A 26,449-nucleotide genomic window follows, 5' to 3' on the forward strand; every position below is an offset into this window, starting at 1 on the left:
TTTTTCAATGTAGTTAATTAATTTTTTGAAGTCAAATCATCAGCTGCAGCGTGATCAGCATCTTCAATTGTTGTTTCGGGCATCCCGTATAAGCCGTTCATTGCTTGTTCTTCGATAGTAAGATTTGCAGTATTATTATTTTGAATAGATGTAGTGTTTTCAGTAACATTTTCTTTTTTATTCATATTTTTGTTATTCATGTATGGATCCTCCAAATTTCATTTGATTTATCTATAGTATGTGGATGGATTTCCAGAAATATGTGAATTGATTCTTACATATGTTATATAATTAAATAAATAATTAGGGTGAATTGTAAACTGTTAGGAGTGAACAATTATGGTGAAAGCAAGGGAATTAGCCTTCTAAAATAAAAAGAAAATTTTAGGAGGCTATTAGAATGAAGTTTCATGTAATTGATAGAGAAGATTGGAATAGAGAGCGGTATTTTGAGCATTATTTAAAGTTGAAATGTACATTTAGTATGACTATGAATGTTGATATCACGATGTTATTAGAGGAAGTATATCAAAAGGGAATAAAATTTTATCCCGTTTTTATATATTTAATTTCTAGAGTAGTAAATAATCATAAAAAATTTCGAACATGTTTTAACGATGAAGGAGTTTTAGGCTATTGGGAGGAAATGATACCGAGTTATACAATCTTTCATAAAGATGATAAGTCTTTTTCAAGTATATGGACGGATTATTCAGGTGATTTCCGCACTTTCTATAAAAATTATGAAGACGATATGAGATGCTATGCTAGTGTTCATGGTTTTTTCACGAAAGAAAATATTCCGCCTAATGTATTTCCAATTTCTAGCATACCTTGGACTAGTTTTACTGGATTTAATCTTAATATTAATAATGATGAAAATTTTCTATTGCCAATTATAACTTGTGGGAAATATTTTAACGAAGGAAACAAGGTTATGCTACCAGTTTCATTACAAGTACATCATTCGGTTTGTGATGGATATGATGCGAGTCAATTTATAGAAGATTTACAGCAGTTAAGTAATACTTGCAACGAGTGGCTTAAGTAATATCTAATTTTTAATTATATAAAGTGAAACTTTAATCAGTGGGGTGTCAGCCCCCGCTGATTATTAGCCCGAACCCCACCTAATTTCTTTGCTTTCGCTGAATTTTGAGGTGGGGGTCTTACTGCCCGGCAAATAGCGGGATAAAATTGAAAATGAATAAAAGAAGAGAACATGTTTATATTACATGGTCTCTTTTTATTATTCATTAATACTAAGTAATCGTGGAAAATATAGGGTGATTTGTAGTTTAATAGTAAAGAGGGTGATTAGTGTTAATTTTCTTTGTTTTTAAAAATTTAAGGATATAAATGTTTTAATAGGGGGTAATAAAGTGAAATTCATAAGCATTGAAAAAGATGAGATCCTAATTGGGAATATGGCAAATTTGTATTGTAAAGTATTTGAGAAAACAAATTTCAATGAAATGATCGAGCGAATGAATAGGCATATAGAATATACAGGTTTTAAAGGTATAGTAGCAATAAATGATGAAAATGAAGTAGTTGGTTTTACTTATGGTTATCGCTCAATCGAGTGACAGTACTATAATCAATTAATGAGAGAAGCGTTACATCTAGAGCAAGTAGACGAATGGTTACAAGATTGTTTTGAATTTGTAGAGTTAGCAGTCCACCCACAATATCAAAATGAAGGTCTTGGAACGAAATTACATAATGAATTACTAGAAGGGATTCCAAATAGAACGAGTGTTTTAACAACACAAATAAACAATGAAAAAGCACGTTCGTTATATGAAAGATTAGATTGGGTAAATGTATTAGAACCATTTCATCCAAGTAAAAATGATGTTCCATATGTAATAATGGGAAAAGCATTAAAAACAAAAGTGAATTGATAATTATGCCATTCACAAAAATGGTTGGTTTGTAATAATGAAGGGGAAAACGAAAATGACGAAAATATCTATAGAAAAAGCTACAATTTTAGATGCTGAGAAATTAACAGAAATAATGAAAAGAACATTTGATGCAGAAGCAAAACAATGGCTATACGGCCAAGATGATGTCATTGATTATAACATTCAACCGCCAGGATATTCTTCAGTTGAAATGATGGAATATTCCATTGAAGAATTGGATTCTTTCAAAGTTGTAATGGATAAAGAAATAATCGGAGGGATAATAGTTACGATTTCTGGTAAGTCGTACGGTCGAATTGATCGTATTTTTGTAGATCCTGTTTATCAAGGAAAAGGAATTGGATCACATGTTATGAAATTAATAGAAAAGGAATATCCGAACATAAAGATTTGGGATCTCGAAACATCTAGTAGACAAATTAACAATCATCACTTTTATAAAAAGATGGGTTACCAAATGATTTTTGAATCGGAAGATGAGTATTGTTACGTGAAAAGAATAAAAACAAGCTCAAACAAAGCCAGTGTAGTTACAAATAAAGATATGAAAAATAGTCAATACGAAAACTGTAATTTAGCAAATACAGAGTATTATCAAGTGAATTTAAAAAACAGTTCATTTGTTGGTAGCAATATAATGAATATGAATATGAGTAATTGTAATGTAAGTCAATCCAAGTTTAGAAATATAAATTTTAGAAGGTCATCATATGCAGATTTAAATCTTTCTGGCAGTAAATTTAATTTGGTGACTTTAGGTGGAGTGCAATTTAAAAATACAAGTCTCGGAGATGAGAAGGAACCTATTGTATTCGATAAATGTGATTTGGAATGTAGCACTATAAGTAATAGTAATCTGAAAAATATTGAAATAGAAAATTGTGATATAGTCGGCATGAAACTAAATGGTATTTTGATTGAAAATTTGCTTGATTTATATAACAAGGTGAAAAGTTAACCAAATCCATATCCATATAGTCTTTAATCTTTTTGGAAATTAAGTATTATATCGAAATAATTATGTAAAAATGACATAAAGAAATCCGGGCGAGAAGGTCATTCGTGAACGTTTCTAGAATACACACAAATATATTGTTATTTATATGGAGGAGAGAAAGATGGGAATCAACGTTAGAGCAGTAGAAATACAAGATGCTAGAGCAATTCATCGTATATGTATACAGGATGATGTTTTACCGTATATGGTTTTCTTACCTAGCATGCGTGTAGAGGCTATGGAAAATAGAATTCGAAATTTAGCACCAAATCAATTTGAATTTGTTGCAGAATATGATGGAGAAGTTGTTGGGTTTGTAGGTTTAACACAAAGTCCGGGCCGAAGATCTCATTCAGGCGATTTATTCATTGGGGTAGACAGTGAATATCATAATAAAGGAATTGGGAGAGCACTTCTTACGAAGATGCTTGATTTGGCTGATAATTGGTTAATGTTAGAGAGAGTAGAACTAGGTGTGTTAGAAACGAATCCAAAAGCAAAAGCAAAAGCTTTATATGAAAAATTTGGATTTGTAGAAGAGGGAGTAAAGATAGGGAATTTGAAAGCTCATGGAAAGTTTATTAATGAAATTATGATGAGTCGTTTTAGACCGAATGGTTTAATTGTACATAATGAATAGTTAAAAGCATGACAGTATACTGTCATGCTTTTTTATTAGAACTTGGCTGCAATAAAAATAATACTAAACCAATAAAAATAACGGTAATTCCTAGTCCTTGTTGTAAAGAAATGGTCTCATGTAATATAAAGTACGCTAGTATACAAGTGCCAATTGTTTCACCTAAAATACTCATTGAAATTACAGTAGCACTTATCCATTTTAATAACCAATTAAAAATGGTTTGTCCTAAAATTGTAGCAATGAAAGCTAATCCAATAAAGCACAACCAAGTTTGTGTAGAGTAATGGATGAAAGATTCTTGTTGCGTGAAAGCAAATATGCCAAGAAAGCCAGCACTACTTCCATAACTAATTACTGAATAGGGTATAAGTGACAAATCTTTACGAACGTGTTGGCTAATGAAAAAATAAGCAGTAATGATACCGGCAGCAATAAATGCTAAAATATCTCCATATAAAGCTTCTCCACTAATTTGGAAATCTTGCCAGCCAATGATGATACTACCTGAAATAGCGATGAGGCAACCAATAACCGCTCCTTTCGTAAATCTTTCCTTAAATAAAAAATAACCACCAATCATTGAGAACAAAGGTTGTAACGTTACGATAACTGTAGAGCTTGCTACAGAAGTATATTGTAATGATTCAAACCATAGTACATAATGTGCAGCTAAAAATAGCCCAGATATGAATCCGAATGTCCATTGTTTTTTCGTTAAAGTTTTTAGCTCATTTCGACTATTTTTATTAAATAGTAATAACGGTAACAGGATCAGTGTGGCAAAGAATAATCGGTAAAAAGCAATGATTGTCGCAGGAGCATCTGCCAATTTTACAAAAATAGCTGAAGTTGATAAGGCGAATACACCAAAAAATAAGATGCAATATGAAAGAATAGGTGATTTCAAAGTTTGTCCCTCCGATAGAATGTTTATTATAATGAACTTAATACGATATAATGTACAAAGGTAAGTATATAAGTCCCGGAGATAATAGGAAAGGATTATTTGCCTTTGTTTAGTATGTCAGCACAAAGACAATGAAATATGCATTATGATGGATGAAAGGAAGTTTTACTATGATACATGATAGGCTTGGACAAACAGTATTAAGTTATCGTAAGAAAAATAATATGACAATTCGTGAATTCGCTGATTATGCAGGAATTAGTACATCACTAATTAGCCAAATTGAAAGAGGACATGCTAATCCTTCTTTAAATGTTTTGGAGTTAATTGCAAAAGCATTAAATGTACCGCTGTTTACACTTTTTATTAACGATATCGATACAGATTCGCTCATTTCTAAGAAAAAAGATCGAAAAAAAGTATATCGGGAAAACAATGATCACATTGTATATGATGTATTAACACCTGATTTTATGAAAGCACGTATTGAAATGTTAATGATGGATTTAAATAAACGAGCAAACACAACAGAAAGCCATTATTCCCATGAAGATAAGGAAGAGATTGCTGTTATTATGAAAGGGGAAGTGTATGTGGAATTGGAGGGAAAAGAATATTATTTAGAAGAAGGCGATGTTGTACGTATTCCACCGAATGTGAAGCATCGATTTTTGAATAAAAGTGATGAATCGAATCACATTTTATTTGTACTGACACCATCTTTAGGATGAAAATATAGTGATTTTTAATAGGGGAGAAAGAAAATGGAAAAAAGTATTTTGAAAGGCGGTCTTTCAATTATTTCTCAATGTAAAAAAGAAACAAATGATATTTGGCATGCACATTTTGGAGCAGCTGCAATTGCTAGTTATTTTTTTATGAAAGATAATAATATTGATGAAGAAACAGCTCGTAATATGTATTCGCAAACAAGGATGATGCTGAACAAGAAAAAAATTGGTGAGATGATTGATGATAAAAAAGAAATAGATTTTAAAATTGCGGAAAATATGATTATAAAATCTTTAGAACAAACGATTGATGAGCTTCATTGGGTGGGGCATAACGTCATTTATGCGTCATTAAGTTTATTAGCTATGAAAGAGCTACAAAAATGGGGTGATAATCAAGCAATTGAAGGGATTACTACTCTTATTTTATCATTTCGAAAAACAATTCCAGGTAGATCGTGGATTGGTTATACGACGAAAGAAGTAAAACAATTAAGTTTTGAAGAGGAGATACAAAGTGAATTGAGTAATCCAACACAAGTATCTCAGTTCATTTTAAATGAGTTATCGAAATTTAATAGTATTTATCGAGCGGAATCACATCATGATTTAATTGGGCATTTGCTTACATACTCCCACGCAATTAATATAATGTACGATTTAGGACATATAGATATATTTCAACGAGGGATACGTCCGCTGTTAAAACTAGTATACGTACTAAGAGCTAGCCAAAAGCTCAAGCTGAATACGGAAATAACTTTACACTCACCTATAGATCGATTACCTTTAATTCAATCTAAACGTGCAAATATTTTACCAACTGAAAATATATTTTGGATAAAAGACTATAGTGAATTCGATTGGGATTTTGGTCATGTATTTAAATTCTCATATAGTTATTTAAATCATATACAGAGAGCTCCAAATTATAAAGATATCACATTAGAAAAATTCCGTTATGTTATTCATTCTTAATGAACGTTAATGATCTGTAAAAGGATGTTTAATCTAGTTTCTTTTTTGTTAGTAGTATATTATTTTTTCAAATATGTAAGATTTTACATGCGTATTTTACTTTTACTAATTATGTAAGTAGGCTATACTGAAATACATACATTTTATTTTTGGAGAGATGTAAAACGACATGGAACTAGCGAAATTGGAAAAAGTAATTGAAATAAAAAAAGAAGAACTTTTATATTTAGTATCGGATTATGGAATTCAACATGAAAAAGTATTGGCATTGAGTCAAGAACTAGACAAATTAATCAATTACTTTATGTTTTTAAAATAAAGAGAACTATGACGGGGTTTGTAAATGTTATAGTTCTTTTTTATTAGGTAATTTGAAAATATATTAAAATATATTGTCTAATTTCTTACAGAATGCGCAACTTGCTAGTCGAATATAAGGACTTTTGGTTATAATAAAAAGGAATTATTAATTGTATCGGTTAGGAGCGCAGCACATATGAAAACAGTTGTTGTTATCGGTGGAGGTATAACGGGACTTTCTACTATGTTTTATTTAGAAAAATTAAAAAAGGATTATAATATCGATTTAAATTTAATTCTTATTGAGAAAGAAGAGTATTTAGGTGGTAAAATCCATAGTGTGGAAGAAAAGGATTTCATTATGGAGTCAGGGGCGGATTCAATCGTTGCTCGTAATGAACACGTTAGGCCACTTGTAAAAGATTTAAATTTAGAAGATGAAATGGTATATAATGAAACAGGTATTTCTTACATATATTCTGAAAACATGTTACATCCGATTCCTTCTGATACTATATTTGGGATACCGATGAGCGCCCAGTCGTTGTTTAGCAGTACGCTAGTCTCAACGAAGGGGAAAATCGTAGCTTTAAAAGATTTCATAACGAAAAATAAAGAGTTTACGAAAGATACATCACTTGCTTTATTTTTAGAAAGCTTTTTAGGGAAAGAGTTAGTGGAAAGACAAATTGCTCCTGTGCTTTCAGGCGTATATTCTGGTAAATTGAATGAGCTTACAATGGCATCTACATTACCGTATTTACTGGATTATAAAAATAAGTATGGAAGTATTATTAAAGGTTTTGAAGAGAATAAAAAACAATTTCAATCAGCAGGAAATAAAAAATTCGTATCATTTAAAGGTGGACTATCTACGATAATTAATCGCTTAGAAGAAGTGCTGACTGAAACTGTCGTAAAAAAAGGTGCTATAACGACGGCTGTAAGTAAACAAGAAGATCGATATGAGATTTCTTTTGCAAATCATGAAACAATACAAGCTGATTATGTTGTTTTAGCAGCTCCACATGATATTGCACAAACTTTATTACAGTCTAATGAGTTAAATGAGCAGTTTAATACATTTAAAAACTCATCTCTTATAAGTATTTATTTAGGATTTGACATACTAGATGAACAACTACCAGCTGATGGTACGGGGTTTATTGTAACGGAAAACAGTGATTTACATTGTGATGCTTGTACATGGACAAGTCGAAAGTGGAAACATACATCGGGTAAACAAAAATTATTAGTTAGAATGTTTTATAAGAGTACCAATCCGGTATATGAAACAATCAAGAATTACAGTGAAGAAGAATTAGTACGAGTCGCTTTATATGATATTGAAAAGAGTCTCGGAATTAAAGGTGAACCAGAAGTAGTTGAAGTTACAAATTGGAAAGATTTAATGCCGAAATATCATTTAGAACATAATCAAGCGGTTCAAGCATTACAAGAGAAAATGACGAATCTTTATCCAAATGTATATTTAGCTGGTGCCTCATATTATGGTGTTGGAATTGGTGCGTGTATTGGAAATGGAAAGAATATAGCCAATGAAATAATGGATACATTAAATAAATAATACTGTAGAATAAATAAAAACTGTCCCTTCAGCAAAATGGAGGAACAGTTTTTATTTATTTTATTTGAATGGAAATTGTATTGTTTTTTGCATTGTTTTCTTTTATTGTTAATATTATTTCTCCAGACTCTTTAAATGAATACGGTGATAGTTGATAAATATCTTTTATATCAAGTTTTTCTTGTAATTTATTTACAGGTATTGATACGATATTTGGCTTCCATGTTTCTTGTTTTCCTGAAGGATATTCTATAAGTATTACCGGATTTTTTAACTTTATTGTTTTCCAAGAGACGAAATATAGTTGTACTTCTGTATCTTTTTTTAATAATTCTTCGGAGAAATAACCGAATTCGCCTACATTACCGAAAACAGTATAGTTTTGATTTTTTAATTTAATATCTAAATAACTAGGTTGATATGTTACTGCATGATAAGTTCCATATGAAAGTGAGAGTATGGCAGCGATTAAAATACCGATTGAAAATGTCTTAAAGCTATTGCCTTTAAAGCTAGTCATCATGAATGAGTTTGGTGTGAATTTTTTTGCGAATAAAAAAATAAGTAATATGAGTAAGAGGGATAAGCCGATGAATATATACATAGATTTTTACACCTCCATAGCGTAAAATGGATTAACTATATTTTACCATAAATGTATGGGTTAGGGTGGTTGTTTAGAAGGAAAAATGAAGGAACAAATTCTTTACAGTTCTTGATAATTTAAAATTTGATTTATGAAAATTATAGCGTCATGTTTGAGTCGCAATCAGAAGGTATCCAATTCGTGTATATAGAATAAAGAGGGAATGCGCCATTAGAAATGTTTGACTTATGGAACAATAAGGACTTTACTAATTATACATATTTTTTCTGATATAATGAATGAGTAGAGAGAAAGGAGTGATCCTATGGCATTTCCTATATTAGAAACAGAACGCTTACGTTTAGTTGAAATAGAACAATCTTATTGTCAAAAAATATATGAAATCTTTTCATTGGATGAAGTGACGTGTTATTACGGTATGAATTCTTTTACGGAGTTTGGACAAGCTTCACGTATGATCGAATCTTTTTCAAAAAATTACTTTGAGAAAAAGGCAATACGATGGGGAATTGTGTTAAAAGAAACGAACGTTTTAATAGGAACAATTGGACTAAACAATTTACAATTATGGAGTAAACGATCTGAGATTGGATATGATCTGCATCCTCGTTATTGGGGAAATGGTTACGCTTCGGAAGCAGCTCGAGAAATTATTGATTATGGATTTAAAGATTTAGGTTTGTTTAGAATTGGAGCTATTACATATCCTGAAAATGATACTTCTTGTAGAATGTTATCTAAAATTGGCTTCCAAAAGGAAGGTCTATTGCGTGGATATATTCATCAAGGAAATAAGCAACACGATGCATTATTGTATTCTATAGTACGAACTGATATTGAGGACATAAATTTATAATAAAAAAAACCTCTTAATTAAAAGAGGTTTTTTTTATTATAAATTAACCTAATTTAGGTAATAAACGTTCTCCGCTTTTCATGCTACTTTTACATAAAGGGCATTTAGGCTCTTCTTCAAATGAAAAGTTCTTTCTCATCCATCCTAAACAATCCTCTGATTCACATTCCCAAACAGGGGTTTGTTCTGGTGGTACTTCTGCTACATCGTTCTTTCGATTGCGATACATGTAACCACTCCTTTTATGTAAAAAATTTTAGTTATATATTAAAAAGGTTGTTAACCTTGCTGGTAACAACCTTTTTATTGTTTGAATTATAGCTTTACAACGTTTTTAGCTTGAGGTCCGCGGTTACCTTCTTCAACTTCGAAACTAACTTCTTGACCTTCGTCAAGAGACTTGAAGCCGTCGCCAGTGATAGCTGAGAAGTGAACGAATACATCGTTACCGTCTGCAACTTCGATGAAACCGAAACCTTTTTCGCTGTTAAACCATTTTACTTTACCTGTTAATGTCATGGTAATGCCTCCTAAAAGTAGAAAAATTACAATATGATCGGCCTTATTTGAATGAAAATAAAAGTTCACATATTATCAAAAACCCATAAGGAATACAAAATGTCCCTGATTGATACTTGATAATATGCAAAGAAAATATAGTGTTAAATTGACCTTAATTACTATCTTACAACAAATGGTTGGAAATAGCAAGTGCTGGTAATACCACTGAGTAATCTGGGTGATAATAGTAAAGGCACAAAGGCACCTCTTTTATTTATATATTATTCCTAATTTGGATTTATGCAAAATCATGTAAGAAAAACTTAGAGTAAATATTAATATTGCATTTTTTATGGTAAAATATGGTTGTTAACTGTTGGTAGTTAAATATTATAAAAGGAGAAAAGAAAGTGAAAAATAATTCATTTATAATAATTGAAGCAGCAAAAGCAGGGAGAAAAAAGGTGCATCCAGTCTTTGCTGTAATATTAGCCATTATATTTTTGACTTTAGGCGAACTTTTTATGTTATTTATGTTATTTTTACCAAAAGCTGAAACGATATTCATGAAAGGTATTTATGACAATGTTAGAATGGTGTTAACGTTTGGCGGAGCTATATTTATTTTATTTATATGGGTTCGTTTTGTAGAAAAAAGACCTTTTTCATCCATTGGCTTTTGGAAAGAGAAATGGATGAGAAAGTATTTAAAAGGTGCGTTAATAGGGTTTGTATTTATTTCAACGCCAGTTATTCTACTATTATTAATGGGGAGTGTGAAATTGCAAGTACAACATATTACCTCAACAGTAATAGTAGGAATAGTAGGATCTCTAGTTGCATTTTTAATACAAGGGGCAACGGAAGAAATTATTGTACGAGGTTGGTTATTTCCGGTTCTTTCTGTTAGAAGTCGTATATGGGTTGGAATAATTGTAACTTCATTTTTATTTGGATTTCTTCATCTACTTAATCCGGGAATTACAATATTATCTATATCGAATATAATATTAGTGGGTGTTTTCGCAGCTTTATACGTATTGAAAGAAGATGGTCTGTGGGGAATATGTGCATGGCACTCAATTTGGAACTGGGCTCAATATAATGTATATGGCTTTGCAGTTAGTGGCACAACTGTATATTCTACTCCAATTTTTAAGTCTATAACAAATGGACCAGAAACATTGCATGGAGGCTCGTTCGGAATTGAAGGTAGTATCATTACAACAATCATGCTCACTATCGCTTCAATTGTTTTATGGAGAAAGTTATGGGGAAGAAAAGCGAAACAACGAAATTTTAGTTAATGAAAGAGGGGGAAACTATGGGGATAATAGCATTTGAGGGAGCAAGCGCTGTTGGTAAAAGTACCACGTGCAGTGAATTAGAAAAGAATTATGGTGCTTATATAATACCTGAAGTGAATTCTTTATTTGAAAGGCCAAAAAATGAACATAGAACATGGTATTTTGAAAAACAAGTTGAGCGCTGGAATATAGCTGTTCAGAAGTCAGAGCAATATGAATTAGTAATACTCGATGGGGATATATATCAACCACTTAGTTATAATTGGTGCTTTCATTTTGGTATATTTAATCAGCCATTATCTTTAATAGAAAATTTTTATAAAGAAAAGATGATAAATAGGGAAATTGGTTTTCCGGATCAATATTTTTATTTATATACGAACGATGAAGAACTTAGAAAGCGGAAAGTATCTGATGAGACGAAAAGAAGAAGAAACTTTGAAAAACATTTACATATATCAAAATCGTTTCAGCGTTATTATGAAAATTTAAATACTGTTACAGATGGGTATTGTAAATTAATTGAGGCGAAAAGTGTAAGAAATAATGAATTAGAAATAGTGAGAAACTCAAAAAATTTGAATGTGTGTGAAGAAAGACGTTTTGATGTTTCGAGGTTAGATGCGATTACGAAGTGGTTAAAAGAAAATCGTGCATAAAGTAAAAACAACGAGTGTTGTAGAACGCGCTCGTTGTTTTTTTGTTTCTTTATAAATATAAAGGAAAAATTTGTAGAATATTTTCATTATTTAACAGAATAATCTTTCAATTTTAAAGAAAAAGAAATACAATATGAGGAAGTATATATAAATAATATGATAGGGGATGCGATATTTTGAATGAAGTAACAGTTTTTATATAAGAAATAATTAGGTAGTCAGAACAGAGATATTTGGGAGGAAACAAGCGAGATGAAAACATTTTTGAAAATAATAGGTGTTATAGCTGGTATGGCGGTAATCGGAGTAGGTTTAACATATGGTATGCTGCATTATTTAAATAATAGTAAACCAGCTGCGAAAAAGGCATCACCAGCTGCTCCAGCAGTAGAAGTATTAGCTGATAGTAACGTAAAAGCAGAAGATGCAAAGCTTTTAGAGAATGGCAATTATTCATTGCCAAATAGTGGTTTTAATAAAAATTTTAAATGGACAGATGAGAACATACAGACAGCATTACATGAAATGGCACATCAAAAAGCGAAAGCTGATCAAAAGTGGGGCTATATTTTTATTACACAAGAGCGGATTGAAAGCTTAATTGATATTGTAAAGAGTAATGATCTTGTACAGGGAAGTACATATGTAGAAATTTTAGAACGATGGAAACAAGGAAAATATGAAAAGGTTGATGGGGATCACAATAAGATTTGGAAATTACAAAGTGGGAATTTAGGAGAAGGAAAAGGAGTAATGTCGGAAGCTGAGCAAAAAGAATTAATTAATCAAGTGTTTATGAACAAAGGTACATATTCAGGTAGTAAATTAATTGCAGGTGGCGGACAGACTAATAAATAATATACTAATTAATGTAAGAGAGTAATTGCTTATTAGGCAATTACTCTTTTTAAATGTACTTCTTAATATCTTAATCTCGTTCAAGTAAGGAAAGAAACGACTGTAACACCGGGGAAATCCATCTGGATTTATGATAGATTACATGACTTTGAATAACGGATGGAGTTTCGATAGGCTGAAAACATAGTTGTTCTTTTTGACAACTTTCCTGTACAACGATATAAGGAAGAATTGAAATGCCTAACTCACACATGACGGATTGTTTAATGACTTCAACATTGGAAGTTTCAAATGTTTTAGCTGGAATATTTCCGCTTTGACGTAAAAAACGATCTACCATTGTCCTATAGCCGCAGCTTTGTTCTGTAAAAATGAACTGGGTTTCCTGTAATAACTGGAATGGATTTGTATGTGCAGCGGAATAAGCTGGTAAAATCCATCCAAATGTTTCATTACTAAAAGTATGCGTAATAAAATCATTATGTTCTATACTTTCTCCAATTATGAAGACAACGTCTGTTTCTCCTTCACGTAATTTTTGTAATGCTTGTTCATTTGTGTTTGTTTCAAGTACGATATTTACTTTCGGATTTTTCTGTTTGTAAGTACGTAATAATTGTGGTAATCGGTATACTGCTAATGATTCATTAGATGTAATACTTAATGTACCTTCTAAATAATCTGTATTTTGGGGGATTTCTTGCGCTTTTTCATATATTGAAAGTAATTCTAATGCATAAGGATGAAATTGATGACCGGCTTTTGTAAGTAGCACTTTTTTCCCTAACCGATCGAAAAGAGGAATATGTAAATCGTTCTCTAAAGCTTTCATATGTGCTGTAACAGTAGATTGCGTATAACCTAGCGCGTGCGCAGCTTTAGAAAAATTACCATACTTCACAATGGCGCAAAATGTTTTAACATGTCTCATTTCCATAAGCGATCCCTCTTTTATTATCATGATTTGTGAATGATTATATCATGTATTTTAATTTTCCAAATGATTAAATTCTGTATAAAATGAAATTGTAGAAATATTCATTCAGGTAATATTGGAGGAGAAAAGATGATCAAAAAGGGCTATCATGTAGCTGTTGTTGGGGCTACAGGTGCGGTAGGGCAAAAAATTATTGAACTGTTAGAGAATGAAATGAAGTTTAATATAGTTGAAGTTACATTGCTTTCGTCAAAACGATCCGCTGGTAAGAAAGTAAGATTCAAAGGACGAGAGATAATTATACAAGAGGCAAAAACAACTAGCTTTGAAGGTGTAGATATTGCCTTTTTTAGCGCTGGGGGAGAAGTATCTAGACAATTTGTAACTCATGCAGTTTCTAGTGGTGCGATTGTAATTGATAACACAAGTGAGTACCGAATGGCACAAGGTGTACCGCTCGTTGTTCCGGAAGTGAATGCGCACACTTTAAAACAGCATAAAGGTATCATTGCAGTTCCAAATTGTTCAGCACTACAGATGGTAACAGCACTTCAGCCGATTCGAAAATCATTTGGTTTAGAAAGAATTATCGTTTCAACATATCAAGCTGTATCGGGTTCTGGCATTCATGCGATTCATGAATTACGAGAGCAGGCTAAGTCTATACTTGCAGGTGAAGAAGTGAAGAGTGATATATTACCGGTGAAAAAAGATAAAAAACATTATCCAATAGCATTTAATGTACTGCCTCAAGTAGATATATTTACAGACAATGATTTTACTTTTGAAGAAGTCAAAATGATTCAAGAAACGAAGAAAATATTAGAAGATGAAAACTTGAAAATGGCAGCTACTTGTGTACGTGTTCCAGTTGTATCGGGGCATTCAGAATCGGTTTATATAGAACTGGAAAAAGAAGCAAGCGTTGCGGAAATCAAGGGAATACTAATGGATGCACCAGGTGTTATTTTGCAGGATAACCCTAGTGAACAGCTGTATCCAATGCCATTATATGCAGAAGGGAAAATAGATACATTTGTCGGAAGAATACGTAAAGATCCTGATACGCCAAACGGATTCCACCTCTGGATTGTTTCCGATAACCTATTAAAAGGTGCGGCTTGGAATTCAGTTCAAATTGCAGAGACTTTAGTGGAAAAGGGGATACTTTAATATAGTTTAAAAAACTGGGGAATCGTTAATGACTCCCCAGTTTGTATTTCATAATTGTTTTCTTTATTTCGGCCGACTTTAATTAAAATTAGTCGTTATTGAATTTTTATAAATGTCTACTTTATGTGCAGTGAAGCTTAAGGTTTTGGATTCTGCATGAATTGTAAGATTAATAATAATCGATAACGGCATTTCGACCGTTTTCACAATATCTTCTATAGCAATATACTCATTTTTTGCTTCCTTATAATAAACAACAGAACGAATTACGGCCTCGTCACCTTCAATATCAATTTCACACATCATAGGGAATTTTTCACCATTATGTAAGAATAATTCGCCTAGTACGATTGAACCGTTTAATTCTTCTGTAAAATTAGTAGTTGCCGCTGGTTTTACCCATGTTTCGTCATGTTCTTCGTTTTCCTCTTCATCTATTGCCCATTCCCAAATGGGGTTTTGTTTTAGGTCCTCAATAGTTAATTTATCAATTGGTTTGCAACTACTCATACATAAATTCTCCTTTTATTTTGATAAATAAGTTTTTTGATTTCATGAATTAGATGATTGCTTATAAGTGGGTTTAACAAAGTATTTTGCTCATTTGATATCCAAACTACTTTATTTTGAAATAAAGCTATTACAGCAATATTAACAAAACTTTAATTGTCTAGTAAATAATTATTAGTGGAGATATTAAAATGGGATGGTGTTAAAGAAAGATAGTAAAAAACATCAAGGATGAATGAAATCCATTTGGTACGATATGGATATATCCAATGTGAGGGGGAGTTTGATGTATCAAGTAAAGGGGTATTTTTCATCATTAAAAGGAAGTTATTATGAGATTGGAAAGCAACAAGGGGAATTCGTGAAACAAAATCCGTATCTCATCCCGCAATTTATACACGAAGAAAATGTAATATCTAATAACCATTGGACAGAATCGAGAAATATACTAAACAAACATTGTCCAGGCATAAATGAAGAAATTGAGGGGTTTTGTGAAGTGTTAAAAATTCCTTCAAAAAATATGATGTATTACTATCAAACACTATTGAAAGCAGGTTGTAGTCATTGTGCAGTATTACCTAAAAAGACCGATTTAGAGCACACATATGTATTAAGGAATTATGATTTGTCACCAGTAATAGATGATATGCGTTTTTGTTCAACTCATGTTGAAGGTGCGTATGCACATAGTGGCTTTTCTACTCAATATTTTGGCCGAACGGAAGGGATAAACGAGCATGGATTAGCTGTTACATTTTCAGCATGTGGTCAACCAGTAGGAAATATTGCAGGTTTAAGAAAGCCAATGGTGAGTGGTTTACAATGTTTTGCGGTAATTCGATTGTTGTTGGAGAAATGTAAAAATGTGCAGGAAGCTAAGTTACTAATAGAAGAAATCCCAATTGCTAGTAATATTAATTTAATAATAGCTGATCCTTTAAATGCAGCATATATTGAAATATTTGACGGTCATAAATCCACAATAATGATTGATGATGAAAAACAAGCTTTTATTGTATCAACAAACCATGCAGTTAGTTCATCAATTCAGAAATTAAATAATAGGAAATTAGAACAATCAACAAAGAGATATTACCTTTTACATGAGCATTTAAATAGATGTGAACAAGTAAGCATAGAGTCTTTAAAAAAGTTAGTAGAAGAAGAATATCCTGCTGGACTTACTGTGCATAACTATGAAGAATGGTTTGGAACTTTACATTCTGTATTATTCGATTTACATGATCGTACAATGAAGATTTGTTTCGGATCACCACTTTTAAACGACTGGTATTCATTGAAAGTTGGAGGAAGTATGCCGTTTTCTGAGGTGAACGTGAACTTTAAAAATAAAACTTATACTGACTTTTGGAAGGAAGATAAGAATGAATTGATACCTAAAAGATAAATGGGATAAGATGGTGATGTAAAGAGTGCATTTATACTGGAGGGATTATCAATACTAAAGGTTATGTTACCATTTGTTCTTATCTTTTTTCTTGTCATTGCGATGTATATTGCTTATCGAAAGAGAAAAAAGTCTGGGATAAAAGGATTGAAAAGTGCGGTAACTTCTATTTGCTTCTTTTCACTTGCAATCTTAAATATGTTTGCATATTGGTTTCATTTTGGCGGTGCTTTTACTTGGTTATTTTCAATTGTATTATTGCTAGTTGGTGCATATTTTACTAAATATATTCCAATATCTAAAAAGGTACATTAAAGTTTATAAGAGTTAAATATAATGTTTACTTTGTTTTGAAAAGAGATTATTCTACTAAATTGTTGTGAAACGGTTTCATAGGATAATCTCTTTTGTTTAGTTTTGGAAAGAACGTACTGTGATTTTTAGTTGCTCAATAAATTCTCGAGTTGCAGCACACATATATTTATCTTTTCTATAAATTAGCCCTATTTCAATTATTGGAGTAGGGTTTTCTATTTTAATAGCTTGAATGTTTTTATTTTGTAAAAAGTCTATATATGGTTTGGGTAACACTGTAATTCCCATTCCTTTGGAAACCATTTGGATTAAAGATTCCATCGTACTAATTTCTAAAATTGGCCTTGGTTTAAAGTTTAACTTTTGACAATGAGATGTAATTAGTTCGGTTAAAAAGAAATTTTTAGGTAAAAGAATTAAAGGGTAGTTCTGTAATTCAGCAATAGATACATGATTACGTTCAGCTAATCGATGACCAGTGGGCACGACCAATGTAAGATCGCTTTTGTATAGAGGGATGGAGATAATCTCTTTATCTTGCACCGGGAGAAATGTAATTCCAATATCTAGTTCGTTTTGTAATAATTTTTCACGAATATCTCCTGTACGAAGCCCTAATACAGAAAGCTCTATATTAGGATATAAATTATTAAAATTTAAAATAGCTGGTGGTAGTAAATAATTTACGACGGTTAACAAAGCCCCTATTGTTAAGGAACCTTGCTGTAATCCGTTTAGGTCTTGAATAGCTGAACGAGCTTGTTCGACTTCATGAAAAATTGTTTTACTATGTGATAATAAAACCTTCCCTGCTTCAGTTAAAGATATTTTTTTACCAATTCGATCGAAAAGTGGCATTCCTACTTCATGCTCTAATGCACGTATTTGTTGACTTAGTGAAGGCTGTGAAATATTTAATTTCTCAGCTGCTTTTGTGAAATGTAATTCTTTTGAAACAGCTAAAAAGTATTCAAGTTGTCGTAATTCGATTGGAATCACCTCAAGTATAATAATAGGTTATACCTATCATTATTATATAAATAATTGAATTGAACAATGATTTTAGAGGTTTTATAATCATCTTTATATAACAGAGAGGTTTGTAAAAATTAATCGAGAGAAAATACATATAACACCTTTAAAGGAGGAAATAGAATGGCTAATGAATATCAATTATTATCTTTAAATATAGGATTACCAAAAGAGGTTACATACGGCGGAAAAGTAATTCATACAGGCATAAATAAGAAACAAGTAAAGGAACCGGTATATTTATCCTTTGTAAAATTTAATGGGGATGGACAAGCTGACTTAGTTCATCATGGAGGAGTAGATAAAGCAGTTTGTGTTTATACTGGTGATCACTATCCATATTGGGAAAAAGAATTGAATCAAGATTTTGTATATGGGGCTTTCGGAGAAAATATAACAGTTAGTGGTATGCGCGAAGAGGATGTTTGTATTGGTGATACGTTTGAGCTAGGACAGGCAATCGTACAGGTAACACAACCAAGGCAACCTTGTTTTAAATTAGCAAAAAAATATAATATTCCAAAGTTACCACTATATTTTCAAGAAACAGGATATACAGGATTTTATTTTCGTGTATTAAAAGAAGGATGGGTATCATCAGTCGATACCTTAAAAAAACTACAGTCTGATCCAAAAGGTGTTTCAGTAGCGTTTGCTAATCGTATCATGCATAAGGAAAAACAAAATATTGAAGGGGTAAAAAGGATATTAGAAGTAAATGCACTTTCATGTAGTTGGAGAAAGTCTTTTGAAAAGCGTATAAGTGGAGAAGAAATTAATACGAAGGAAAGACTTGAAGGAATAAAAGACTAAAAATATTTTATTATAAATAGTGTATTTCTATTAGTAAAAGCTAATTAGAAAGCGCTATTTTTGTATAATAAACTAATTAATATCCAAAAATCTTAATATCGTTTTATTCGACTTATTTTCAAATAGTCAAAACATAAAATTAATTAGACTTTTTTTTTATGTTTTGTGATAGTATATTGATTGGTAAGACCTCTATTTTTAAGAGTAGGTCATATAAGTATATCTAATTTAATGGAATTTAACATTTGGAGGTACAACATGGGGAATGTTGAAAAATTGGCAAGTCTTCTAATAGAAGAACCGAAAAGAGAGCAGTTATTTCCTTTATTTGAAGAAGTGTTTGGAATTACAACTCAAACATTGAATGATTTTTCGGATAAAGGATATTGGGATGATACATATAAAGCTTTATCATTTTTACAAGAAGATAAAGTGATTGCAAATGTTGCGGCATTTTCACTCCCATTATTAATTAATGGTGAAAAAATAAATGCAGCGGGTATTCAATCAGTAATGACACACCCTAATTTTCGTAGACAAGGGTTAATGACACAATTAATGGGTAAAATGATAGAAGAAATCGATAAGAAATGTGAATGTGCATTATTGTTTACGGAAAACCCTGAACTATATACAGCATTTGGATTTAAAGTTGTGCAGGAATATTTGATGACTATACCATATGATAAAAATATTAATAATAACGATTCACTACTTAAAAAGTTAGATTACTATAATATAGAGAATAGACAGTTAATACATGAAACTATTGATAGTAGCCAAAGACTTTCAAATAGTTTTTCAACTTTAAACTTCCATCCTTCATTTTATTTGAATATGTATGATTCGGAATGGAATGAGAAATTGTATTATTCAGAGAAACTAGATGCTCTAATCGTTTATGAAGTAGAAAATGAAAAGTTGAAATTATTTGGAGTATTTGCGCCAGTACTTCCGGTTTTAGATGAATTATGTGGAGAAATCAATGAAAGGTTTACGGAAATCGAATTTTATTTTTCTCCGGATCAATTAGGGGTTGAGGAAGTACAGTTTACAGAAGTACAGTCTAGCAAGTATTTAATGGTTCGAAGTGATAAAGAGTTAGATTTTAAAGGTTATAAATTCCCAGTATTAGCGGAGTTTTAAATGTCTATATAAATGCTTTATTATGGAGGAGCTATGAATATATCGTATATACCAGAACATATTGAGCAACTCACTATAATGAATGTACCTGAATACTATAAAATTAATGATAATCATGCGTTTATTGTCCGTTCGAAAGCAGAAACTGATTTTTGGCTTAAAACACATTATGGTTTTGAAGTAATGAATGGTCATGTATTTTATAATGAGATGATGACAGACTTTCAAGCTGAAGTTCAGTTACGTATGAATCCAAATTCAAAATTCGATCAAGCAGGTCTTTTTGTTATGATTTCGGAGAACTGTTGGCTAAAAACATCTTTAGAATATATCCCCGAAGGGCCATCTCACTTAGGTGCTGTCGTAACGAATAATGGATATTCTGATTGGTCAACGCAAGATTATCCAACTGAAGCAGCTAAGCAACAACTTCGTTTTCGAATTATTCGAAAACGCGGTGATTATACAATATATGTGAAAAAGAGACATCAATGGGAACAAATAAGAATCGCTCATTTAATGGAGGATATAGGAAATGAGCCTATTAAAATAGGTTTTTACACGTGTAGTCCTTCTAAAAATAAGGGATTTGAGACTGAGTTTTTACATTTTACAATTGAAGAATTATAGATGAAAAACCGTATTCTTTTCATTAAGAATGCGGTTTTTGTATTTACATAATATAAAGCATATGTATTGACCAGAAAGTCATTAATACTTATCATTTAATAATGTTAAATATTAATTTACATAATATAATAGAAGTAATGAAGAAATTACAAAAAATATCGCTTAAATAAGGAGGGATATGAATTATTCAGTGGTAATTTCATGGGAAAAGGAGACTATGTATGAAATCATTTCGTAAGTTATTACAGTATTTAAAACCATACATGTTCTTCGCTATTATTGGACCGCTATTTATGGTACTTGAGGTTGCGATGGACTTAATTCAACCGACTATTATGCAACATATCATTGATGTTGGGATTGCAAATCGGGATTTAAATTATGTAATAAAAATGGGGCTTCTTATGATAGGAGCAGCAGCACTCGGTTTAGTTGGAGGGCTTGGGTGTATGATGTATTCTACAAAAGCAGCTGTTAATTTCGCTACTGACATACGAAAAGATGTGTTTGCGAAAATAGAAACATTTTCTAGTAATAATCGTGATTCATTTGGAACAGGTAAATTATTAACGATCGTGACGAATGATATCACTTCCATTCAATCAGCAATGACGATGACATTACGTGTTCTCGTTCGTGGTCCGCTGTTATTTATCGGAAGTATAATTATTGTTTTTGTAACAGCAAGAGAGTTATTTCCAATATTACTTGTAGTTGTTCCGATTTTATTACTTGCGATTATTTTAATTGCAAGTAAAGCAAGTGGTACATTTAAAAAGGTGCAAGAGGCATTGGACAAAGTGAATACAAAGTTACAAGAAAATTTATCTGGTGTACGTGTTATAAAAGCGTATGTAAGACAAAAATATGAAATCGCTCAATTTGGAAGTGTAAATACAAATTTAACGAAGATAAATATTCGAGCTGTGCAGCTTATTTCTTTAATGATGCCAATCATTATGCTAGTTGTAAGTGGCGGGATTGTCGCAACATTATGGATTGGTGGAGAAAAAGTATTCAATGGAACGCTTCAAGTAGGAGCGATTTTGGCATTTATTAATTACTTGAATATCATTTTAATGTCACTTATGTCGATTAGCATGGTATTTATTCAAATTGCGAGAGCTTTTCCATCTGCGGATCGTGTACAGCAAGTGTTAAATACCGAGGTTGATATAATAAGCGAAGCGAATGCAATCGAACCTGAGAAAATCGAGGGGAATATCGAATTTAAAAATGTTAGTTATAGCTATACGAAAAATAATGAATACGTTTTAAAAGATATTTCGTTTAACATACAAAAAGGTGAAAAAGTAGGGATTATTGGATCAACTGGAAGTGGTAAATCTACCTTAGCGAAACTGTTACCACGTCTATATGATGTGGATCAAGGTGAAATATGTATAGATGGAATAGATGTTAAAACATATGATTTGCAAAAACTCCGTGCTTCAATAGGGTTTGTACCTCAGAAGGCTTTGTTGTTCTCAGGTAGTATAGAAGAGAATTTACGTTATGGTAAAGAAAATGCAACACATGATGAGCTGGAAGTAGCAGCTGCATCAGCTTGTGCGACTGAGTTTATCAATAAGCTGGAAGAATCTTATCAATATAATTTAACACAAGGTGCGACAAATCTATCAGGTGGACAAAAACAACGTGTATCAATTGCAAGGGCACTTGTGAGAAAACCACCGATTCTCATATTAGATGATTCTACATCAGCAGTTGATGCAAAATCAGAGGCTACTATTCAAACAGCTTTAAAAACAAAATATAAAGGCACAACGACTTTATTAATCGCGTCCAAAATTTCTTCCATAATGGATGCGGATAAAATACTTGTATTAGATAATGGTGAATTAGTTGGCAATGGTACACATGAACAATTGTTAGAACGAAGTGAGGTTTATCAGGAAATTTATCTTTCCCAAGGTGGTAATTTGCATAAAGAAGGTGGGGAAGAACATGCGTAATTTTCAAGGGCAATTTGCTAATAAAGGTGGACGAAACACGCCAAAGATGGGGAAAGCTAAAAATGCTCAAGGAACTGTAATGCGGATATGGAACTATATGGGCTACCAAAAAGCTGCTCTTATGTTTGTTATATTTCTAGTCGTTGTTACTACTTTACTTGGATTATTAGGTCCCTATTTTATGGGGGTCATTATTGATCAATATATTGTACCGAAAGATTTAAGTGGTACAGCAAGAATGTGTATGTTACTTATCGCAATTTACGGTGTAACTGTACTTTTAACATGGTTACAAACATTTGTCATGATTAACGTTGCATTAAAAACAATTCAAAAAATACGACAAGATATTTTTGAGAAAATCCAAACGCTTTCTTTACGGTTCTTTGATGTGCGTACCCAAGGTGATTTAATGAGCCGTGTGACAAATGATATAGATAATTTGAATCAAGCTTTGACACAAAGTGTTGTACAAATTATTTCATCAGCGTTAACTTTTATAGGTGTAACGATTGCGATGTTCGCTTTAAATTGGATTTTAGCAATTGTAACTTTAATTACAGTACCTATTATGTTTTACGTTACAAAAAAACTAGTTGCATATAGTGGTAAAAACTTTGCGAAGCGTCAAAAAGATTTAGGTGAATTAAATGGATTTATTGAGGAAGCAATTACAGGTGCGGATGTTACAACGTTGTACGGAAAAGAAAAAGAAACTGTACAAAATTTCAATAAAATTAATGAACAGCTAAGAGTTTCAGCTACGAAGGCTGATACATTTTCAGCTTTTATTTTTCCAAGTATGAACTTTATTAATAATTTAGGTATGGGCCTTGTCATTGGGACTGGATCAGTTATGGTCTTAAACGGAATGACAACAGTAGGAGTTATTGCGGCTTTTATTAATTATTCTCGTCAATTCTCAAGACCGCTAAGTCAATTTGCGACTTTAATGAATACAATTCAAGCGGCAGTTGCTGGTGGAGAACGTGTTTTTGAAATTATGGATGAGGTACCAGAAATTCAAAATAAAAAAGACGCATTCGTTGTACAAAATTTACAAGGGCATGTTGCACTTGAGAATGTTTCATTTGGCTACGCAGAAAATAAAACGATTTTAAAAGAAGTGAGTCTTAAAGCGCAGCCAGGAGAGACAATTGCTTTAGTTGGTCCGACTGGATCAGGGAAAACAACAATCATTAATTTATTAACTCGCTTTTACGATATACAGCAAGGACAAATTCATATTGATGGAAAAGATATAAAAGATTATGATATTAATTCTTTACGAAGTAAAATAGGAGTAGTTTTACAGGATACGTATTTATTTGCTGGTTCGATTATGGATAATATCCGTTATGGACGCTTAGATGCTACTGATGAAGAAGTTATCACTGCAGCTAAGGCAGCATCTGCACATTCTTTTATTAAGCATTTGCCAAATCAATATGAAACAGAAATTACTTCAGAAGGATCGAATTTAAGTCAAGGACAAAAACAACTTCTAGCGATTGCACGAGCAATTTTAGCAGATGCAGATATATTAATTCTCGATGAAGCGACATCAAATATTGATACAAGAACAGAATTACAAATACAAGCAGGACTAAATAATTTAATGAGAGGTCGCACAAGTTTTGTGATCGCTCATCGACTTAAAACAATTGAAAAAGCAGATCAAATTCTTGTTATAAAAGATGGAAATATTTTAGAAAGAGGGAATCATGAATCTCTCATGGAAGATAGAGGGTTTTATTTTGATTTGTATACGAGTCAGTTTAAAATATAGTAAAAGCATTGATATGTTGCGGTTTCTCTTGAGAGGAGAAACCGCATTTTTTATATTTGCAAATATTACTATCCAAATGGTCTTTCACTACATATTTTAACAGCATCCACCTGCATTCCAGGCAAAACATGTGAATAGCGATTTAATGTTATGAACATATCTTTATAACTGAAGTGTTCACTTACAGTCTTTGGATGTATACCTTGTTTCAAAAGTAGCGTAGCATGTGTATAATAATGTAAATCATAAAATCGAACTTTAAAAATCGGAGTTTAAATAAAAAGAGCGCTGTTAAAAGCGCTCTGAGACAAACCATACATTTAGAGAGGAATCAAGATAATATATGGATATTGTGTGAGGATGTTGTAGGTTTTAATTAAAAATAAAGCACACATATAAGTGTGCTTTTATGAACGCTTTAGATTTGTATGACTATATAGTCATACAATAAAATATGCTTGTTTAATATAAATGTGTGTCAAATCTATAAAAAGATATTGTGTATAAGGAACAATAAATATTAATTAGCTAAGTCTTTTGTTTTTATCCTGCTATTTGCCGGACAGTAAGACCCCCACCTTAAAATTTAGCGGAAGCAAAGAAGTTAGGTGGGGGCTGGACTGCCCATAAAAGCCCATTGGTGAGGGCTGATTAAAGTTTCACTTTATTAACGAATTTGCACAACTGTTAACGCTGCAGAACGAATATCTACTGTACCTATTACTTCAACGGGGACAATTTGAATTAAATCACCAGGGTTTAAGTTAATTAGAATGACCCCACTTGATACATCGACTTCACCAGTTCCGATAATATTAGAACGGACTGCGGATCCGGATCCTGCAATAATATTAGTCGATGAATTTAATGTCAAGAAAAAGCGAGCTGCTTCCGGGGCTAATGGGACGTTATCAAGGCTAATCGTTAATGTATAGCTAATTTGATAAATACCAGCTACCTGAATTTTAATACCAGTTCCAGTACTAATTGTATCATTAATTACAGGGACAGTAATGTTAGGATTTGGGCCTGTACTAGGTAATAGTAGTGGTGTAAATAATGTTGCAAATTGAGGTGAAGTAGCATTGAAGGCAAAACCTAGGGCAGGTAGTGAACTAGGTGCTTGTGCTTCACAATTAAAATTAGCGAATTTACGAATGGATGAGCGCATATTTTCACTCCTTTCTTGTATTTAGATTTCGTGAGTATTAACTTCACATTTTGGACAAGCATAATACAATATATGAAAATTTATAGTAGATAGTGCACAAGCATTACTATTACGGATAAAGCTATGAATAATAATAAATACTATATGGAAAAAGCAGTTAGCTAATTTAACTAACTGCTTAGTCGGTTCTCCAAGAGCAAATAGGCGAAAAATTATTGCGCTATATAAAAGATCGCTATAGATAAGTGCTCTTTTTGAGAGTGAGTATAAAATTCTATCATTCTATCTAGTATGTGCACTGTATTATGTAGTTGCTACTAAAATTGATGTGAATTTTTAAAATTAGAGGTTTCTTTCAATGAAACCTCTAAAAAGACAACTAAATTTACGTTATAGTAAATTCAATTGCGATAGGAGTGCCTCCATCTAGGACTGCTCCTCCTACAATAGTAGCAGCTGTAGTAGTCACACCAGTAATAGTATCACCTGTTTGAATAACACCATTAATATAAAGTGTTAAAAAGGCATAAGAAGCAGGGAATGTTGTTACAGCACCAGTGTCATCAGTGAAGTCTGTGTTAGCAAAAGTTAAATCTGCTCCAGCAGCAGTTCCTGTTGCTGCTGTACTTACAAATCGTCTTCCTGCTATAAAAGGTTTAACGATAGGCATTTATATTCACCCC

Annotated in this window: 29 protein-coding genes and 1 pseudogene; 20 read left to right on the top strand and 10 right to left on the bottom strand. The window is 31.9% G+C overall.

From position 1 onward, the window contains the following. Window positions 1-17: 17 nt before the first annotated feature. Entirely contained in the window at window positions 18-200 is a 183-nt protein-coding gene (locus V7S45_RS11550; protein WP_001060657.1) for a DUF4021 domain-containing protein, read from the bottom strand. Between the two features lie 200 nt (window positions 201-400). Here V7S45_RS11550 and catA point away from each other — a divergent pair, with 200 nt between their 5' ends. From catA to V7S45_RS11570, 4 genes and pseudogenes are all read left to right on the top strand, one after another. After that, the gene (gene catA, locus V7S45_RS11555) at window positions 401-1,051 is read left to right on the top strand and encodes a type A chloramphenicol O-acetyltransferase (protein WP_000668542.1); all 651 of its coding nucleotides are present in this window, start codon (window positions 401-403) and stop codon (window positions 1,049-1,051) included. Between the two features lie 331 nt (window positions 1,052-1,382). Further along, window positions 1,383-1,907: pseudogene (locus V7S45_RS11560) on the top strand (GNAT family N-acetyltransferase). A 37-nt stretch (window positions 1,908-1,944) separates the two neighbouring features. Then, on the top strand, window positions 1,945-2,889 hold the full coding sequence (locus tag V7S45_RS11565) for a GNAT family N-acetyltransferase (protein WP_002025754.1): 945 nt from the start codon (window positions 1,945-1,947) through the stop codon (window positions 2,887-2,889). A 160-nt stretch (window positions 2,890-3,049) separates the two neighbouring features. Beyond that, on the top strand, window positions 3,050-3,568 hold the full coding sequence (locus V7S45_RS11570; protein WP_342761819.1) for a GNAT family N-acetyltransferase: 519 nt from the start codon (window positions 3,050-3,052) through the stop codon (window positions 3,566-3,568). 22 nt (window positions 3,569-3,590) lie between these two features. On the opposite strand, the gene V7S45_RS11575 is transcribed toward V7S45_RS11570, so the two are convergent. Then, window positions 3,591-4,478 carry a DMT family transporter gene (locus tag V7S45_RS11575; protein WP_025689859.1) on the bottom strand — a complete coding sequence of 296 codons (888 nt, stop codon included), beginning with the start codon at window positions 4,476-4,478 and terminating at the stop codon, window positions 3,591-3,593. A 170-nt stretch (window positions 4,479-4,648) separates the two neighbouring features. On the opposite strand from V7S45_RS11575, the gene V7S45_RS11580 reads away from it, so the two are divergent. The 4 genes from V7S45_RS11580 (at window position 4,649) to V7S45_RS11595 (ending at window position 8,075) form a co-directional block, all read left to right on the top strand. Next, on the top strand, window positions 4,649-5,209 hold the full coding sequence (locus tag V7S45_RS11580; RefSeq protein WP_000581032.1) for an XRE family transcriptional regulator: 561 nt from the start codon (window positions 4,649-4,651) through the stop codon (window positions 5,207-5,209). Between the two features lie 33 nt (window positions 5,210-5,242). Next, window positions 5,243-6,187, top strand: coding sequence for a hypothetical protein (locus V7S45_RS11585; RefSeq protein WP_342761820.1), 945 nt, complete (start codon window positions 5,243-5,245; stop codon window positions 6,185-6,187). A 169-nt stretch (window positions 6,188-6,356) separates the two neighbouring features. Beyond that, window positions 6,357-6,506, top strand: a complete 150-nt coding sequence (locus V7S45_RS11590) for an aspartyl-phosphate phosphatase Spo0E family protein (RefSeq protein WP_000417698.1) — start codon at window positions 6,357-6,359, stop codon at window positions 6,504-6,506. Between the two features lie 177 nt (window positions 6,507-6,683). Then, a complete protein-coding gene (locus V7S45_RS11595; protein ID WP_342761821.1) occupies window positions 6,684-8,075 on the top strand; it encodes a protoporphyrinogen oxidase in 1,392 nt (463 codons plus the stop codon). 55 nt (window positions 8,076-8,130) lie between these two features. Here the strand turns inward: V7S45_RS11595 and V7S45_RS11600 are convergent, their stop codons facing one another. Then, entirely contained in the window at window positions 8,131-8,679 is a 549-nt protein-coding gene (locus tag V7S45_RS11600) for a hypothetical protein (protein ID WP_000275239.1), read from the bottom strand. Between the two features lie 307 nt (window positions 8,680-8,986). Here V7S45_RS11600 and V7S45_RS11605 point away from each other — a divergent pair, with 307 nt between their 5' ends. Further along, a complete protein-coding gene (locus V7S45_RS11605) occupies window positions 8,987-9,538 on the top strand; it encodes a GNAT family N-acetyltransferase (protein WP_000885396.1) in 552 nt (183 codons plus the stop codon). A 43-nt stretch (window positions 9,539-9,581) separates the two neighbouring features. Here the strand turns inward: V7S45_RS11605 and V7S45_RS11610 are convergent, their stop codons facing one another. Together V7S45_RS11610 and cspD are read right to left on the bottom strand one after the other, a co-directional pair. Beyond that, entirely contained in the window at window positions 9,582-9,767 is a 186-nt protein-coding gene (locus V7S45_RS11610; protein ID WP_000286203.1) for a cold-shock protein, read from the bottom strand. A gap of 86 nt (window positions 9,768-9,853) precedes the next feature. After that, window positions 9,854-10,057, bottom strand: coding sequence for a cold-shock protein CspD (cspD, locus tag V7S45_RS11615; RefSeq protein WP_000176366.1), 204 nt, complete (start codon window positions 10,055-10,057; stop codon window positions 9,854-9,856). 392 nt (window positions 10,058-10,449) lie between these two features. Here cspD and V7S45_RS11620 point away from each other — a divergent pair, with 392 nt between their 5' ends. The 3 genes from V7S45_RS11620 (at window position 10,450) to V7S45_RS11630 (ending at window position 12,863) form a co-directional block, all read left to right on the top strand. Beyond that, window positions 10,450-11,346 carry a type II CAAX endopeptidase family protein gene (locus V7S45_RS11620; protein ID WP_025689405.1) on the top strand — a complete coding sequence of 299 codons (897 nt, stop codon included), beginning with the start codon at window positions 10,450-10,452 and terminating at the stop codon, window positions 11,344-11,346. After that, window positions 11,346-12,005, top strand: a complete 660-nt coding sequence (locus tag V7S45_RS11625) for an AAA family ATPase (protein WP_025689403.1) — start codon at window positions 11,346-11,348, stop codon at window positions 12,003-12,005. The genes V7S45_RS11620 and V7S45_RS11625 overlap by 1 nt, the downstream gene beginning before the upstream one ends. 252 nt (window positions 12,006-12,257) lie before the next feature. Further along, window positions 12,258-12,863: a PRK06770 family protein gene (locus V7S45_RS11630; RefSeq protein ID WP_000846982.1), complete on the top strand. Its 606-nt coding sequence runs from the start codon at window positions 12,258-12,260 to the stop codon at window positions 12,861-12,863. Window positions 12,864-12,933: 70 nt separating this feature from the next. Here V7S45_RS11630 and V7S45_RS11635 read toward each other — a convergent pair whose 3' ends face one another. Further along, entirely contained in the window at window positions 12,934-13,800 is an 867-nt protein-coding gene (locus V7S45_RS11635) for a LysR family transcriptional regulator (protein ID WP_342761822.1), read from the bottom strand. 129 nt (window positions 13,801-13,929) lie between these two features. On the opposite strand from V7S45_RS11635, the gene V7S45_RS11640 reads away from it, so the two are divergent. Beyond that, the gene (locus V7S45_RS11640) at window positions 13,930-14,973 is read left to right on the top strand and encodes an aspartate-semialdehyde dehydrogenase (RefSeq protein ID WP_000591709.1); all 1,044 of its coding nucleotides are present in this window, start codon (window positions 13,930-13,932) and stop codon (window positions 14,971-14,973) included. A 78-nt stretch (window positions 14,974-15,051) separates the two neighbouring features. Here V7S45_RS11640 and V7S45_RS11645 read toward each other — a convergent pair whose 3' ends face one another. Then, window positions 15,052-15,483, bottom strand: coding sequence for a hypothetical protein (locus tag V7S45_RS11645; protein WP_025689399.1), 432 nt, complete (start codon window positions 15,481-15,483; stop codon window positions 15,052-15,054). 286 nt (window positions 15,484-15,769) lie between these two features. On the opposite strand from V7S45_RS11645, the gene V7S45_RS11650 reads away from it, so the two are divergent. Both V7S45_RS11650 and V7S45_RS11655 read left to right on the top strand, forming a co-directional pair. Continuing rightward, window positions 15,770-16,894, top strand: a complete 1,125-nt coding sequence (locus V7S45_RS11650; protein WP_000285228.1) for a C45 family peptidase — start codon at window positions 15,770-15,772, stop codon at window positions 16,892-16,894. A 63-nt stretch (window positions 16,895-16,957) separates the two neighbouring features. Further along, on the top strand, window positions 16,958-17,209 hold the full coding sequence (locus V7S45_RS11655) for a hypothetical protein (RefSeq protein WP_342761823.1): 252 nt from the start codon (window positions 16,958-16,960) through the stop codon (window positions 17,207-17,209). A 96-nt stretch (window positions 17,210-17,305) separates the two neighbouring features. On the opposite strand, the gene V7S45_RS11660 is transcribed toward V7S45_RS11655, so the two are convergent. Continuing rightward, window positions 17,306-18,208, bottom strand: coding sequence for a LysR substrate-binding domain-containing protein (locus V7S45_RS11660; protein ID WP_000612248.1), 903 nt, complete (start codon window positions 18,206-18,208; stop codon window positions 17,306-17,308). Between the two features lie 156 nt (window positions 18,209-18,364). On the opposite strand from V7S45_RS11660, the gene V7S45_RS11665 reads away from it, so the two are divergent. The 5 genes from V7S45_RS11665 (at window position 18,365) to V7S45_RS11685 (ending at window position 24,595) form a co-directional block, all read left to right on the top strand. Beyond that, on the top strand, window positions 18,365-19,054 hold the full coding sequence (locus V7S45_RS11665; protein ID WP_001262990.1) for an MOSC domain-containing protein: 690 nt from the start codon (window positions 18,365-18,367) through the stop codon (window positions 19,052-19,054). A gap of 258 nt (window positions 19,055-19,312) precedes the next feature. After that, window positions 19,313-20,200 (top strand): GNAT family N-acetyltransferase, encoded by an 888-nt coding sequence (locus V7S45_RS11670; protein ID WP_000528674.1) that lies wholly within the window; start codon window positions 19,313-19,315, stop codon window positions 20,198-20,200. A 33-nt stretch (window positions 20,201-20,233) separates the two neighbouring features. Next, window positions 20,234-20,830, top strand: a complete 597-nt coding sequence (locus tag V7S45_RS11675; RefSeq protein ID WP_001027672.1) for a DUF1349 domain-containing protein — start codon at window positions 20,234-20,236, stop codon at window positions 20,828-20,830. 221 nt (window positions 20,831-21,051) lie between these two features. Next, window positions 21,052-22,806 carry an ABC transporter ATP-binding protein gene (locus V7S45_RS11680; RefSeq protein ID WP_000834783.1) on the top strand — a complete coding sequence of 585 codons (1,755 nt, stop codon included), beginning with the start codon at window positions 21,052-21,054 and terminating at the stop codon, window positions 22,804-22,806. Next, window positions 22,799-24,595, top strand: coding sequence for an ABC transporter ATP-binding protein (locus V7S45_RS11685; protein ID WP_342761824.1), 1,797 nt, complete (start codon window positions 22,799-22,801; stop codon window positions 24,593-24,595). Before V7S45_RS11680 ends, V7S45_RS11685 begins: the two co-directional genes overlap by 8 nt. Before the next feature lie 667 nt (window positions 24,596-25,262). On the opposite strand, the gene exsF is transcribed toward V7S45_RS11685, so the two are convergent. Together exsF and V7S45_RS11695 are read right to left on the bottom strand one after the other, a co-directional pair. After that, window positions 25,263-25,766, bottom strand: a complete 504-nt coding sequence (gene exsF, locus V7S45_RS11690; protein ID WP_001257871.1) for an exosporium protein ExsF — start codon at window positions 25,764-25,766, stop codon at window positions 25,263-25,265. A gap of 385 nt (window positions 25,767-26,151) precedes the next feature. Then, window positions 26,152-26,436, bottom strand: a complete 285-nt coding sequence (locus tag V7S45_RS11695; protein ID WP_001123247.1) for a DUF4183 domain-containing protein — start codon at window positions 26,434-26,436, stop codon at window positions 26,152-26,154. Between the last annotated feature and the right edge of the window lie 13 nt (window positions 26,437-26,449).

Origin of the sequence: Bacillus sp. BR3(2024) (assembly GCF_039134555.1) — a bacterium.
GTDB lineage: Bacteria > Bacillota > Bacilli > Bacillales > Bacillaceae_G > Bacillus_A > Bacillus_A cereus.

What these genes read in the sequence shown, in the direction of transcription:
- V7S45_RS11600 (WP_000275239.1), bottom strand. Translation starts at nt 8,679, where the DNA reads ATGTATATATTCATCGGCTTATCCCTCTTACTCATATTACTTATTTTT.
- V7S45_RS11645 (WP_025689399.1), bottom strand. Translation starts at nt 15,483, where the DNA reads ATGAGTAGTTGCAAACCAATTGATAAATTAACTATTGAGGACCTAAAA.
- V7S45_RS11610 (WP_000286203.1), bottom strand. Translation starts at nt 9,767, where the DNA reads ATGTATCGCAATCGAAAGAACGATGTAGCAGAAGTACCACCAGAACAA.
- V7S45_RS11570 (WP_342761819.1), top strand. Translation starts at nt 3,050, where the DNA reads ATGGGAATCAACGTTAGAGCAGTAGAAATACAAGATGCTAGAGCAATT.
- V7S45_RS11590 (WP_000417698.1), top strand. Translation starts at nt 6,357, where the DNA reads ATGGAACTAGCGAAATTGGAAAAAGTAATTGAAATAAAAAAAGAAGAA.
- V7S45_RS11670 (WP_000528674.1), top strand. Translation starts at nt 19,313, where the DNA reads ATGGGGAATGTTGAAAAATTGGCAAGTCTTCTAATAGAAGAACCGAAA.
- V7S45_RS11695 (WP_001123247.1), bottom strand. Translation starts at nt 26,436, where the DNA reads ATGCCTATCGTTAAACCTTTTATAGCAGGAAGACGATTTGTAAGTACA.
- V7S45_RS11640 (WP_000591709.1), top strand. Translation starts at nt 13,930, where the DNA reads ATGATCAAAAAGGGCTATCATGTAGCTGTTGTTGGGGCTACAGGTGCG.
- cspD (WP_000176366.1), bottom strand. Translation starts at nt 10,057, where the DNA reads ATGACATTAACAGGTAAAGTAAAATGGTTTAACAGCGAAAAAGGTTTC.
- V7S45_RS11605 (WP_000885396.1), top strand. Translation starts at nt 8,987, where the DNA reads ATGGCATTTCCTATATTAGAAACAGAACGCTTACGTTTAGTTGAAATA.
- V7S45_RS11550 (WP_001060657.1), bottom strand. Translation starts at nt 200, where the DNA reads ATGAATAACAAAAATATGAATAAAAAAGAAAATGTTACTGAAAACACT.
- V7S45_RS11630 (WP_000846982.1), top strand. Translation starts at nt 12,258, where the DNA reads ATGAAAACATTTTTGAAAATAATAGGTGTTATAGCTGGTATGGCGGTA.
- V7S45_RS11625 (WP_025689403.1), top strand. Translation starts at nt 11,346, where the DNA reads ATGAAAGAGGGGGAAACTATGGGGATAATAGCATTTGAGGGAGCAAGC.
- V7S45_RS11655 (WP_342761823.1), top strand. Translation starts at nt 16,958, where the DNA reads ATGTTACCATTTGTTCTTATCTTTTTTCTTGTCATTGCGATGTATATT.
- V7S45_RS11650 (WP_000285228.1), top strand. Translation starts at nt 15,770, where the DNA reads ATGTATCAAGTAAAGGGGTATTTTTCATCATTAAAAGGAAGTTATTAT.
- catA (WP_000668542.1), top strand. Translation starts at nt 401, where the DNA reads ATGAAGTTTCATGTAATTGATAGAGAAGATTGGAATAGAGAGCGGTAT.
- V7S45_RS11635 (WP_342761822.1), bottom strand. Translation starts at nt 13,800, where the DNA reads ATGGAAATGAGACATGTTAAAACATTTTGCGCCATTGTGAAGTATGGT.
- V7S45_RS11595 (WP_342761821.1), top strand. Translation starts at nt 6,684, where the DNA reads ATGAAAACAGTTGTTGTTATCGGTGGAGGTATAACGGGACTTTCTACT.
- V7S45_RS11665 (WP_001262990.1), top strand. Translation starts at nt 18,365, where the DNA reads ATGGCTAATGAATATCAATTATTATCTTTAAATATAGGATTACCAAAA.
- V7S45_RS11675 (WP_001027672.1), top strand. Translation starts at nt 20,234, where the DNA reads ATGAATATATCGTATATACCAGAACATATTGAGCAACTCACTATAATG.
- V7S45_RS11565 (WP_002025754.1), top strand. Translation starts at nt 1,945, where the DNA reads ATGAAGGGGAAAACGAAAATGACGAAAATATCTATAGAAAAAGCTACA.
- exsF (WP_001257871.1), bottom strand. Translation starts at nt 25,766, where the DNA reads ATGCGCTCATCCATTCGTAAATTCGCTAATTTTAATTGTGAAGCACAA.
- V7S45_RS11580 (WP_000581032.1), top strand. Translation starts at nt 4,649, where the DNA reads ATGATACATGATAGGCTTGGACAAACAGTATTAAGTTATCGTAAGAAA.
- V7S45_RS11585 (WP_342761820.1), top strand. Translation starts at nt 5,243, where the DNA reads ATGGAAAAAAGTATTTTGAAAGGCGGTCTTTCAATTATTTCTCAATGT.
- V7S45_RS11685 (WP_342761824.1), top strand. Translation starts at nt 22,799, where the DNA reads ATGCGTAATTTTCAAGGGCAATTTGCTAATAAAGGTGGACGAAACACG.
- V7S45_RS11680 (WP_000834783.1), top strand. Translation starts at nt 21,052, where the DNA reads ATGAAATCATTTCGTAAGTTATTACAGTATTTAAAACCATACATGTTC.